The following is a 12,069-nucleotide window of genomic DNA, read 5'->3' as shown; positions in this document are numbered from 1 at the left end:
CTCAGGATTTCTGCTCAAGCTCTTTAAGTTCGTCAAGGGTATTGACGTTGTGAAAAGCAGCCTCGTCGTCAAACTCGACTGCTTCATGAGGAATGTTGGCGTACCATGCGTCAATTTTTCGCCCACCCCTGCGTAAAAACTCTTCCATGCTGGGTAGCAACTCGGTGCGCATCATACAAAACACCGGGTGGTGTCGACCCTTGGTCGCGGCCACTGTCAACATCAATCCCACATTCTTTTCAAACGGTGCGCCCAGCTTTTCCACCAGATCCATTGGGAACATTGGCACATCACAAGGTACCGTGACCAAAAAAGGCACAGTGGCATAGCCAAGGGCGGTTTGCATACCTGCCAAAGGCCCTGCGAAATCGGGTTGTTGATCGCAGATGACAGGAATGCCAAACCCTTCGTATACACCGATATTTCTGTTGGCGTTAATGGTCATGCTGCCGACCTGTCCATTCAAACGCATCATTGCATGAAGCGCCAGCGGTGCGTTTTTGAAATTTCGAAGTCCTTTGTCAATGCCACCCATGCGACGGCCCATTCCGCCTGCCAGGATAACGCCAGTGATGTCATCAAGTGAAATACTCATGCGAATTGTGTGTTGGTTAAAGTGTTGAATCGATGCGTGCCACTGTAGAGCAGGTAGTGCTTGCCCTGACAGCGACCCAGCATAGTGATGTTCAGTTTTTGGGCGATTTCATAGCCCATTTGCGTCAGCCCGGATCGAGACACCAACACCGGTATGCCCATTTGGGCGCACTTGATCACCATTTCGGAGGTTAAGCGCCCGGTGGTGTAAAAAATTTTGTCTTCGCCAGTCATGCCGTGCAACCACATTTGACCGGCAATGGCATCCACTGCGTTGTGTCTGCCCACGTCTTCAACAAACAGCAATATCTCTCCGCGATTCTCGCCGCTGTTGGAACAAAGCGCACAACCGTGCACCGCACCTGCCTGTTTGTATATGGATTCGTGTTTCCTCACCTGGTCCATCACACCGTACAGCACGTCTTGCGACAAGTTGTAGGCATTGCTTAAATGTACCTTGTCCAGATCTTCCATCAAGTCGCCAAATACAGTGCCTTGACCGCATCCGGAAGTGGTTGTTTTCTTCTCCAGTTTTTGGGCTTTTTCTGTGGTTTCCCAAATTGTCTGGCCAGTGGTCTTCAGCACGGTAGAAGTAACTGCAACGCTTTCTGTTTCCCAATCCACGTGAATGGCTGAAATTTCCGATGGGTCGGAAACCAGTCGTTGATTGCGCAGCCAACCCAACGCCAAGGCCTCGGGTTGCGCGCCCAGAGTCATGATGGTCAGCAGTTCTTTTTTGTCGAAGTACAGGGTAAGCGGGTGCTCTCCGGAAATTTGAACGGGCACCTGTTCGCCACGTTCATTGATTGCGGTAATTTCAACGGTGCTGGGAATGCTTGCATGGGTGGTTTGTATGTGTGCTGCCATAACTTGCTTCAATCAATTCCTCAGCCGCCGATGTAAGACATTTCGATTCTGTCTTTTGGCTGCGTGGTGTTTTCAGTTCGAATTTCGCTGTAGCGATCGGCCCGCACAGCCCACAGATTTCTGATTGCATGATTCAGTTGTTCGCCAATTGCTTCAGGCAATGCGTTTGAACGAATCAGCGGTTTTAAATCATGTCCCTTGCTTGCAAACAGGCAGGTGTAAAGTTTGCCCTCGGTCGACAGGCGAATGCGTGTGCAATCTTTACAGAAGGCCTGGGTTACCGACGAAATAACGCCAATTTCCCCGTTTCCATCGCTGTACTTCCAGCGTTCTGCAACTTCGCCAGTGTAATTCGCATCCAGCATTTGCAATGGGGATACCTGCTGGGAAATCATGTTCACGATGCGTGCTGAAGGCACCACCTCGTCCATTTTCCAGCCATTGCTGCTGCCTACATCCATGTACTCAATAAAGCGCAGAATGTGCGGTGTGCCCTTGAAGTGTTTGGCCATTGGCAGGACCTGGTCATCGTTCATGCCGCCTTTCACAACCATGTTTACTTTGATCGGCCCCAGGCCAGCCTCGTAAGCAGCCTCAATACCATCCAGTACCTCATTGACCGAAAAGTCGACATCATTCATTGCTTTGAACACGGCATCATCGATCGCATCCAGGCTAACAGTGACGCGGTTTAGTCCAGCCTCTTTCAATATTCTGGACTTTTTTCGAAGCAGGGTGCCATTGGTTGTCAGCGTAATTTCAACAGGCTTGCCGTTGGGTGTTTGCAAGCGGGCCAGTTTCTCGATCAGTATTTCGATGTTTTTGCGCAGCAGCGGTTCACCGCCAGTCAGGCGGATTTTTTCTACACCCAAGGCCACGAATTGACGGGCCACCTGTTCGATTTCCTCGAAGCTGAGCAAGTCTTTGTGCGGTAAAAACTGGTAATCCTTGTCGAAGATCGACTTTGGCATGCAGTACACGCAACGGAAATTACAGCGGTCAGTGACAGAAATGCGCAAGTCATGAAGCCTGCGATTGAAATGATCTTTTGCGGGTACTTCACTGCTTGCGGGCGCGCTGAAATTCAATGGAATTACGCGCGAATTGTCCTGGACCAGTTGAATAACTCGGTCTGTCATCGTTCAATCCCTCGCCCCATGGGGCAAACTCCTATTGTGATACTTGTGGTGTATCTTCTAATCTAATAACCATGAATTGTGCCCGTACTGGCGGGCACCGGCAACTCGCAGAGGTGTTTTTTGAGTGCAAATTTTTTGGTGCTGGGTGAACTGGCGATCAAAGTAAAAATCGGAAAAGTAATGCAACAGTCGCCCTGGCAGCCTTTTCGCTGGCAGGTTCTTGACATGTGTCCGGCGGAAGTACCCTTGGAACAAGGTGATGAAGAACTGGTGCAAACCCTTAAAGTTGAGGTGTACCAAGACCAATTGCAAGGCTATTTTTTAAACCTCGATACTGAAGTGCCCTATGTTTTCTTTTGCGTACGTTATCCCGAAGACAACAAGACCTTGAGACCATCGGTTTTTGAAGCAACGTTAAGTTATGACGAAGCCGCGCGCTGGATGGACTCGAATGAGGAAGTCCAAACGCTTCCATTGCCCGGCCCCGTGGCAAGTTGGCTTGCTGAGTTGGTGCAGGCGAGGTATCAACCCGAGCCCAAGCAGCGCCGACGCCCACAGTCTTTTGTGAAACCTGGGGAGCGTAGTTAAAGCGATGAGTGATAATTTTCTAAGCAGGTGGTCAAAGCGAAAACTGGAGGCCAAAGAGCAGGAAAAACAACTTGAAAACCTCTCGGAGCCAATCCAAGGGGGCAGTGAGCTGAGCATTAAACAGACCCCTGCTGAGTTGAATCGCGATTCCAGTGGTGATTCTGCGGTGGCGGTCTCGAAAGAGCCCCAAGTCGATATTCCTTTGCCCACCGAAGCCGATTTAACAAAAGTGGAGCAGGGCGGTGATATCAAGGCGTTTATGGTGGACAAAGTATCCGCAGAGTTGAAAAACAAGGCCTTCAAAGCTCTGTTTTCCCGCCCGGAATTCAATGTCATGGACGGTTTGGATATTTACATTGATGACTACAGCAAGTTCACTCCGTTGAGTCAGGAGGACATTGGCAAGATGACGTTGTCAAAGCAATTGTTGAGTCGCCCAGACCTTGAGTTACCGAAAATAGGTGACATAAAAGAGGGTTTGAATGCCTTGCCTGGGTCGGTTGATGAGTTGCCGGAAGTTCCAACGCCTGTGCTAGACAAACCGGAAAACGAAGCACAGACCGGTGAAGAAAATACACAAACCGAGGGTGACCCGAGGGTAATCCCTAATGAATCGCAAGCCGTTGATTCAAAAGAACAGTTAACAGAACGATCGTTCGAAAATCTTCCAAAAAAATGATCTTCATTTGGTACATTTTGTCGTATCGATTGTCCATGTCGATACAGACAAAATGCACCATATGCCTTCCTTGTATACAAGCCCCTTCTCCTAGTCCAATGATTTTAAATAAGAAAAATTACGGGGTGGATGTGGCACAAGTTTTGCAATTAATTGCCAAATAACCAAAATAGAAGTTTTAGATGACCAACTCGGATGTGTTTGTGTGTGGTTGCCAGGGAAGCGGCGAGACAGTTGACAAGGCGTTGAAAAACGTCAGCGTCGACGGTGTACGGTTTTTGTCCGCTCAGCGTGCTTGTCGCGATGGTATTTCCACGATTCTTGATTCAAAAAACCGGTCCAGCGGTGCGCGTTGTTTCGTAGGGTGTACTCAGGAACAGGCGGTGTTCGAATCTGTTTCAGACACATCTTCAAACACCCAAACAATTGAATTCGTAAATTTGCGCGGATTGCTGAGAGGTCAGCCCGGCCTGCAGTCATCTCCCGAGGCAGCTGCAGCCGTTGCGGCACTCGCCGCCTACGAAACTGAATTTCAGGTAGAACCCGTCCCGGCCGTGCTGTTCAAATCGCAAGGCCGCATTGCTGTTGTTTCGCAAACCGACAAGCAGCTTCACCATGCCCAAACGCTGGCCAACAACCTCACTGTTGATTTGTTGGTTGTTGATGCCTCTGGCGTTGTGTTGCCAGCCAAGCGTGATTTGAATGTGCTGGCTTTGGCTGTTGATTCAGCCGAGGGTTACTTGGGTTCGTTCACTCTGAATACCCGAAAAACAAACCCTGTGGACATGGAAATGTGCACACGCTGCGGCGCTTGTGTTGATGCATGCCCAACAAAGTCGATCTCCAAAGATTCCTTTGCGATTGACCTCGGCAGTTGCGATCAGAGCGGTGCATGTATCAAGGCGTGTGGCGAGTTCAAAGCCATTTCTTTTTCCGACATGAATTTGGTTTCAGCGCGCGAATACGACATGGTCATTGACTGCACCATGCCGGGCTTGTTTGCTGATCGCCAAGCGCCTTTGGGTTATTGGCATGTGGGCGACAGTGAGCAACTTATGCTCGAAGCCATGCTGGACGCAGTTCAAACTGTGGGTGAATTCGAGAAGCCCAAGTTCTTTGATTACAAGTCGGGCATTTGCGCGCACAGCCGTTCGAACAAAGAGGGCTGCAGCAACTGTATCGACGCCTGCAGTACCAAGGCAATTCGATCTGCCGGTGAAAAAATTGAGGTAAATCCACATCTTTGTTTAGGTTGTGGTGCCTGTACTACCGTGTGCCCAACCGGCGCAATTCAATTTGCATTGAGCCCCGCAACTGCGCAGGGGCGCGCGATAAAAACGGCTGTGAAAGCGTTTCGTGCAAATGGTGGAAAAAAGTTGGAGTTGGTGTTTCACGGCCCAGACTTTGAACACAACTGGCTGGAGTCAGCCAAAAAAATGGCGGCAATCAATGCCGGCAAGTCCGCTTCCTCAGATTTTAGTTTGTTGCCCATCGAATTGAATCACAGTGCAAGTGCGGGCCCAGACTTGTGGTTGTCGGCCCTGGCTTTTGGTGTAGACAGAATTACGATTGTGCAATCTGCGCTGGAAGGGGCCCATTATGGTGAGCCGCTTGGCGCACAAGTAGGTTGGGTAAATACGCTGCTCGAAGCCATGGGTTTGCAGCGCCGTGTCCGCCTTCTTGCTGTTGGGCAAACCGAGCAGTTGTTCCAGCCGTCGAATTTGGTCGCTTCCGGTGTGCAAGCTGCCAGCTTCGAGCTGTCTTCCAACAAGCGAACCCGCATGGAGTTCGCTGTGGATCATCTGGCAGAGCACGCTCAAAAGCATGCTCAGCTCGATTTTGAAGAACCAATAGCATTGCCCGCTTCCGCACCCTTTGGTGCCGTGTTGGTTAACAAAGACAAATGCACGCTTTGCATGAGCTGCACCAGCGCTTGTCCAGCTTCAGCACTGATCGACAATCCCGAATTGCCTCAGCTCCGCTTCATTGAGCGGAACTGTGTTCAGTGTGGATTGTGTGTTGAAACTTGTCCCGAAAATGCAATGGAATTGGTGCCACAGCTGTTGCTTGGCCCGGCAGCTCGCGAAAAGCGCGTGTTGAACGAATCGCAGCCATTCCACTGCATCAGCTGTGGAAAAGCGTTTGGCACCAAGCACATGATCGAGAACATGTTTGCAAAACTGAGTGCGCACAGCATGTTTGAACGAAATGCAAACCGGCTGAAAATGTGCGCCGATTGCCGCGTAACTGACATGTATAGCGCCAAAGATGAAATGACCATATTTGAGGTGAAAAAATGACCACCCAGGTTCAACAGGATGACAACCTGATCGCCGGCGAAGACTGGGCTCGCGCCGATTTTTATGGCCTGTTGTCCCAATTGTTTTCCGGCAAGGTAAACGATGAGTTTCTGGCCCGTTTCCGTGAAATTGATCGCGGCACGCTCGACATTACAACACCGTTGGGCTTCGAGTTTTCCGAGCTCATTCGCGTGGTGGAGCAATTCGACAGCAAGAAAATCAATCAGGAATTTGTCGACAACTTCATTGGCGTGGGTCGCCCCGAAGTGATGTTGTATGGCTCGTATTACATGGCTGGTTTTTTGAACGAAAAGCCCTTGATTGCCTTGCGCGATGACCTGGCAAAGTTTGGACTGACCCGCGACGAAGCTTTGGTGGAAACCGAAGACCACATCGCTTTTCTGTGCGAAGTGATGCGTTATTTGATTTTGGCGGACGAGCCACCTGTGTCGTTTGCAGAGCAGCGTGCGTTCTTCCAGGCCCACATGGCGAGCTGGTATGGCCGCATGGCCGACGACATAGAGGCAGCCAGCAATACCGATTTTTACAAAACTGTGGGTCGTTTGGCCCGCGTGTTCTTTGATGTTGAAACACAGTCTTTCGATTTTGAAAGTGCCGTTTGATTGGAGGTGATGAGATGACCAAGAAAATGATAAGCCAAGACAAACCCAAGCTTGCACGACGCCAGTTCCTGGTGGGTGCCGGTGTGGGTGTCGCTGCTGCCGGTGCTGCACTGGTGGTAAGTAAACAACCTGAAGTGGCCGAACAAGTCGCTGCCGCAGGCACAGAAAAGAAATCGAAGGGTTACCAGCTCTCTGAGCATGTGAAAACCTATTACAGAACCTTGCTGGTGTAACTCAAGGAGACCAGGATGTTAAAGAGAAGAGACGACAAGACAGTGGCCAAAGTGATCCCAAATCACAACCACAGCCTGCTCAATAAAATTGGGTCGCGCTTGGGTGCCACAATGGACCGCCGCGCTTTCCTGAAGCGCTCCGGAATTGGCGTGGGTGCGGGTGCCGTTGCGGGCAGCCTGCCGTTTGGTATGGTCAAACGCGCTGAAGCGGCTGCTGAAGGCAGCACAGCTGGCGGCGCAATTGAAATCAAACGCACAATTTGTACGCACTGCTCAGTGGGTTGCGCCACCGATGCGGTAGTGCAGAATGGCGTGTGGATCCGCCAAAATCCGGTGTTCGACAGCCCCATTAACCTGGGTGCGCACTGTGCCAAGGGTGCGGCGCTTCGTGAGCACGGCCACGGTGAGTACCGTTTGAAATACCCCATGAAATTGGTGGACGGCAAGTACCAGAAAATTTCCTGGGACGAAGCGCTCGACGGTATCGCCAAGAAAATGCTGGCACTGCGTGAAGAAAACGGTCCTGATTCCGTATTTATCATCGGCTCTTCAAAGCACAACAACGAACAGTCTTACTTGCTGCGCAAGTGGGTATCGATGTGGGGCAGCAACAACTGTGATCACCAGGCGCGTATTTGCCACTCCACCACGGTGGCTGGCGTTGCGAACACTTGGGGTTATGGTGCAATGACCAACTCCTACAACGACATGCAGAACACCAAGTGCGCCTTGTACATCGGCTCCAATGCAGCTGAAGCGCACCCCGTGTCTGTGTTGCACATGCTGCATGCCAAGGAAACAGGCGCGAAAATGATCGTGGTTGACCCACGTTTCACACGCACTGCTGCGCGCGCAGACGAATACGTGCGTATTCGCTCTGGCTCAGACATTCCTTTCCTGTTTGGCTTGTTGCACCACATCTTCAAAAACGGCTGGGAAGACAAGAAGTACATCAACGACCGTGTCTACGGCATGGACCAGATCAAGGCTGAAGTGTTGGCCAACTGGACTCCTGATAAAGTTGAAGAAGCCTGTGGTGTGGGCGAAGCGCAAATGTACAAAGTGGCTGAGATGTTTGCCAAGAACCGCCCCAGTACTATTGTGTGGTGTATGGGTCAAACCCAGCACACCATTGGTAACGCCATGGTTCGCGCATCTTGTATTTTGCAACTTGCTTTGGGCAACATTGGTGTGTCTGGTGGCGGTGCCAACATTTTCCGTGGACACGACAACGTACAAGGCGCTACCGACGTAGGTCCAAACCCAGATTCACTGCCAGGCTACTACGGCGTTGCCGAAGGCTCCTGGAAACACTGGTGCCGCGTATGGGGTGTGGATTACGAATACATCAAGAGCCGCTATGCAGAGGGCATGACCACCAAAGCCGGTATGACCGTGTCGCGTTGGGTAGACGGTGTACTTGAAAACCCCGAGTTGATTGATCAGAAATCCGGCAACCTTCGCGGCCTGTTCTTCTGGGGGCATGCACCGAACTCACAAACCCGTGGTTTGGACATGAAGAAAGCCATGGACAAGCTCGACTTGCTCGTGGTTGTTGATCCTTATCCTTCAGCAACCGCCTCCATGGCAGCGATGCCCGGCGACCCTGCTGGCCTGAACCCCAACCGCGAAGTGTACTTGCTGCCTGCAGCCACACAATTCGAGTGTGCCGGTTCCTGCACAGCCTCCAACCGTTCACTGCAGTGGCGCGAGAAGGTGATCGAGCCCATGTTCGATAGCCGCACTGACCACATGATCATGCAGCAATTGGCAGAGAAGCTTGGGTTCGCAGACGAGTTCAGCCGCAGCTTCACACTGGTAAAGGGCAAGGGCGGCATGATGGAGCCAGAAATGGAATCCGTCTTGAAAGAGATCAACAGAGGCACATGGACCATCGGCTACACCGGTCAAAGTCCAGAGCGTTTGAAGCTGCACATGAAAAACATGCACACCTTCAACGTTCGCACATTGAAAGCCGAAGGTGGCCCATGTGATGGTGATTACTTCGGTTTGCCTTGGCCTTGCTACGGCACAGCCGACATCAAACACCCCGGTTCACCCAACCTGTACTCGACAGAAAAATCGGTCATGGACGGTGGCGGTAACTTCCGCGCCAACTTCGGTGTTGAAAAAGACGGTGTCAACCTGTTGGCCGAGGCTGGATCACACCCAGTGGGTGCTGAAATTACAACCGGTCACCCCGAGTTTACAGCCGACCTACTCAAGCAGTTGGGTTGGTGGGACGACCTTACCGAGGCAGAAAAAACCGAAGCCGAAGGCAAAAACTGGAAAACCGACCTGTCCGGCGGTATTCAGCGCGTGGCCATGAAGCACGGTTGCCATCCATTCGGTAACGCCAAGGCCCGTGCTGTGGAGTGGAACTTCCCGGATCCAGTGCCCAAGCACCGTGAGCCGCTGTACTCCACCAGACCCGATTTGGTTGCCAAGTACCCAACACACGACGACAAGGCAGCCTTCTGGCGCTTGCCGACCCTGTACAAGTCTGTTCAGGAAAAGAATGCCGACATTGGCAAGTCTTTCCCCTTGATCATGACTTCAGGTCGTTTGGTGGAATACGAAGGTGGTGGTGAAGAAACTCGTTCCAACCCATGGCTGGCTGAACTTCAACAAAACATGTTTGTTGAAATCAACCCCAAGGCAGCGAACGACCGTGGCATCAAACACGGCGATCAGGTTCGCGTGACTACACCAACCGGTGCGAAGATCCAGGTGCAAGCCTTGGTTACACGCCGTGTAGGCGCAGACACTGTGTTTCTGCCATTCCACTTCTCTGGACACTGGGAAGGCAAAGACCTTCTGCAGTACTACCCGGAAGGTGCGGCACCCGTTGTACGTGGAGAGGCGGTAAACACTGCGACAACCTACGGTTACGACGTGGTTACCATGATGCAGGAAACAAAGACCACCGTTTGCCAGATCGAAAAGCTGGTTTAAGCACTAATGCAAAGGAGATAACAAAATGGCACGAATGAAGTTTCTGTGTGATGCCGAGCGTTGCATTGAGTGCAATGGCTGCGTCACCGCATGTAAAAACGAACACGAGGTGGCTTGGGGTATCAACCGCCGCCGCGTGGTTACCATCAACGACGGCGAACCCGGAGAGCGTTCAATCTCCGTAGCCTGTATGCACTGTTCAGACGCGCCTTGTCAGGCCGTATGCCCAGTGAACTGCTTCTACAAGACCGATGAAGGTGTTGTGTTGCACGACAAGGACCTGTGTATTGGTTGCGGTTATTGCTTCTACGCCTGTCCATTCGGTGCACCACAATTCCCTCAGGAAGGTGCATTTGGTCAGCGTGGCAAGATGGACAAGTGCACATTCTGTGCAGGCGGCCCAGAAGAAGACGCTTCCGAAGCCGAGTTCGAGAAGTATGGTCGCAATCGCTTGGCCGAAGGCAAGCTGCCACTGTGCGCCGAAATGTGTTCAACCAAAGCCTTGTTGGCTGGTGACGGTGACGTAGTCTCCGACATCTTCCGCAATCGTGTGGTTGTTCGCGGCAAAGGCGCTGAAGTGTGGGGCTGGAGTTCTGCTTATGGCCAACCTGCCAAGGAGGGCGCGTAATTATGGCGCTTCGTAGCAAGTTGATCCTTTCCGGGGCCTTTGCGGGCCTGGTTTTGGCCACTGGTTGCTCACCCCTGGAAGATGCCAACGAAGGCAAGGGGTATGCAGGCAAGGCCGACACACCGGCTTATATGACTGGCGGCGGTGAATTCACCGCCGGTGGTTTCAAAGCGGGTGACAAGGAAAGCTGGGCAGACAACCTGAACGTCCGAGCCAAAGCACAGAACGAATACGTTCGTACCGGCGATTCGGCAAAGGCCAAATAAGGAGAGTCAATCATGACACATTCAACCATTCGGGCTGCTGCAAAGCCAGGCATGAGCAAGGCGATGTTGGCTTTGTTCACAGCGCTGGTTTTCGCGGTGTGCTCACTGTGGTCAATGGGGGCCATGGCGCAAGATGCATCTGAACGCGCGCAAGCGCAAGTCCAGAAGCAGCAAACGCAGCCCCTGAACAACTCACCGGTTTGGTCCGACGTGGCGTCGGGTGATTCATTCACCACAGTCACCAAAGGCCGTGAAACCGGTGTGTTGATCAACAAAAGCGGTGAAACATGGCGCCAAATGCGCAATGACTGGATTTCCTACTATGGCGGCTGGGCCGTTGCAGTGGTTTTTCTGTTGATTGTTGGTGCTCACTTGGTCAAAGGTCCTGTAAAGCTGCCTGAGCCACGTACCGGTAAGTTGATTGAGCGTTTTACTTCGGCAGAACGTGTGGCCCACTGGACCATGGCATTCAGTTTCGTTGCCTTGGCGCTTACGGGCTTGTTGTTAATGTTTGGCAAGTATGTGTTGGCACCGTGGATGGGCTTAACGCTCAATTCATGGCTCGCCTCCATGAGCATTGTGATTCACAACTTTGTGGGTCCATTGTTTGCGGTCAGCATCATTGTGTTTTTCATCATGTACGTGAAAGACAATTTGCCAGAGAAAAACGACATTGAATGGCTCAAGAAGGGTGGTGGTTTGTTCGGTCATGCACCGGCAGGCCGCTTCAACATGGGCGAGAAGATCTGGTTCTGGGGTGGTGTCACGGTGCTTGGCCTCGTGGTGTCTGCAACTGGCCTTATTCTCGACTTCCCGAACTTTGACCAGGAACGTCTGTTGATGCAACAGTCTCATGTGATTCACGCCAGCGCTGCGCTGTTGTTCATCATCATGTCGATGGGGCATATTTATGTCGGTTCTATCGGTATGGAAGGTGCGCTTGAGGCCATGCGCGACGGCTATGTGGATGAAACATGGGCCAAGGCTCATCATGATGCCTGGTACGACGACATCAAGTCTGGCAAAATATCGCCAGTGCGCTCCAAAGAGGGTGCAACAGCCATGGGTTCTCAGGTGATGGCCCAGTAAAGGGAAATCAGTTCGATACGGTATGGCAAAAACCCACTCAGCAATGAGTGGGTTTTTTTTTATGGTTACCGGCATTGTGTATCAATAAAAAAACCCGATGGACTCTCA

At 51.8% G+C, this 12,069-nt stretch carries 12 protein-coding genes; 9 read left to right on the top strand and 3 right to left on the bottom strand.

All coding sequences use genetic code 11. The features are described from left to right. Position 1 precedes the first annotated feature (1 nt). From mobA to moaA, 3 genes are read right to left on the bottom strand one after another with little or no spacing between them, the layout of a single operon-like run. Positions 2 to 595, bottom strand: coding sequence for a molybdenum cofactor guanylyltransferase MobA (mobA, locus tag P0D43_RS11255; RefSeq protein WP_394672440.1), 594 nt, complete (start codon positions 593 to 595; stop codon positions 2 to 4). Next, entirely contained in the window at positions 592 to 1,461 is an 870-nt protein-coding gene (locus tag P0D43_RS11250) for a formate dehydrogenase accessory sulfurtransferase FdhD (protein WP_159570488.1), read from the bottom strand. Before P0D43_RS11250 ends, mobA begins: the two co-directional genes overlap by 4 nt. Positions 1,462 to 1,481: 20 nt before the next feature. Continuing rightward, the gene (moaA, locus tag P0D43_RS11245; RefSeq protein ID WP_341236633.1) at positions 1,482 to 2,600 is read right to left on the bottom strand and encodes a GTP 3',8-cyclase MoaA; all 1,119 of its coding nucleotides are present in this window, start codon (positions 2,598 to 2,600) and stop codon (positions 1,482 to 1,484) included. Positions 2,601 to 2,738: 138 nt separating this feature from the next. Here moaA and P0D43_RS11240 point away from each other — a divergent pair, with 138 nt between their 5' ends. The 9 genes from P0D43_RS11240 to P0D43_RS11200 all read left to right on the top strand — a co-directional run bounded on the left by P0D43_RS11240 (position 2,739) and on the right by P0D43_RS11200 (position 11,961). Continuing rightward, positions 2,739 to 3,188 carry a DUF3305 domain-containing protein gene (locus P0D43_RS11240; protein ID WP_341236634.1) on the top strand — a complete coding sequence of 150 codons (450 nt, stop codon included), beginning with the start codon at positions 2,739 to 2,741 and terminating at the stop codon, positions 3,186 to 3,188. A gap of 4 nt (positions 3,189 to 3,192) precedes the next feature. Beyond that, on the top strand, positions 3,193 to 3,867 hold the full coding sequence (locus P0D43_RS11235; protein ID WP_394672439.1) for a DUF3306 domain-containing protein: 675 nt from the start codon (positions 3,193 to 3,195) through the stop codon (positions 3,865 to 3,867). A 182-nt stretch (positions 3,868 to 4,049) separates the two neighbouring features. Beyond that, a complete protein-coding gene (locus tag P0D43_RS11230) occupies positions 4,050 to 6,167 on the top strand; it encodes a 4Fe-4S binding protein (protein ID WP_394672438.1) in 2,118 nt (705 codons plus the stop codon). Beyond that, entirely contained in the window at positions 6,164 to 6,790 is a 627-nt protein-coding gene (locus P0D43_RS11225; protein ID WP_341236637.1) for a molecular chaperone TorD family protein, read from the top strand. The genes P0D43_RS11230 and P0D43_RS11225 overlap by 4 nt, the downstream gene beginning before the upstream one ends. A 14-nt stretch (positions 6,791 to 6,804) precedes the next feature. Continuing rightward, positions 6,805 to 7,023, top strand: coding sequence for a twin-arginine translocation signal domain-containing protein (locus tag P0D43_RS11220; RefSeq protein WP_341236638.1), 219 nt, complete (start codon positions 6,805 to 6,807; stop codon positions 7,021 to 7,023). A gap of 15 nt (positions 7,024 to 7,038) precedes the next feature. Beyond that, positions 7,039 to 9,978 (top strand): formate dehydrogenase subunit alpha, encoded by a 2,940-nt coding sequence (locus P0D43_RS11215; RefSeq protein WP_394672437.1) that lies wholly within the window; start codon positions 7,039 to 7,041, stop codon positions 9,976 to 9,978. 25 nt (positions 9,979 to 10,003) lie between these two features. Continuing rightward, positions 10,004 to 10,606: a formate dehydrogenase FDH3 subunit beta gene (fdh3B, locus tag P0D43_RS11210; RefSeq protein WP_159570467.1), complete on the top strand. Its 603-nt coding sequence runs from the start codon at positions 10,004 to 10,006 to the stop codon at positions 10,604 to 10,606. A gap of 2 nt (positions 10,607 to 10,608) precedes the next feature. Continuing rightward, positions 10,609 to 10,872 (top strand): hypothetical protein, encoded by a 264-nt coding sequence (locus tag P0D43_RS11205; protein ID WP_341236640.1) that lies wholly within the window; start codon positions 10,609 to 10,611, stop codon positions 10,870 to 10,872. 12 nt (positions 10,873 to 10,884) lie between these two features. Next, entirely contained in the window at positions 10,885 to 11,961 is a 1,077-nt protein-coding gene (locus P0D43_RS11200) for a formate dehydrogenase subunit gamma (RefSeq protein ID WP_159570461.1), read from the top strand. The last annotated feature ends 108 nt before the right edge of the window (positions 11,962 to 12,069 follow it).

The sequence above is a fragment of the Limnobacter sp. genome (assembly GCF_043511195.1).
Classification (GTDB): Bacteria; Pseudomonadota; Gammaproteobacteria; order Burkholderiales; family Burkholderiaceae_B; genus Limnobacter.
This window is presented reverse-complemented; position numbering and strand designations above follow the sequence as displayed.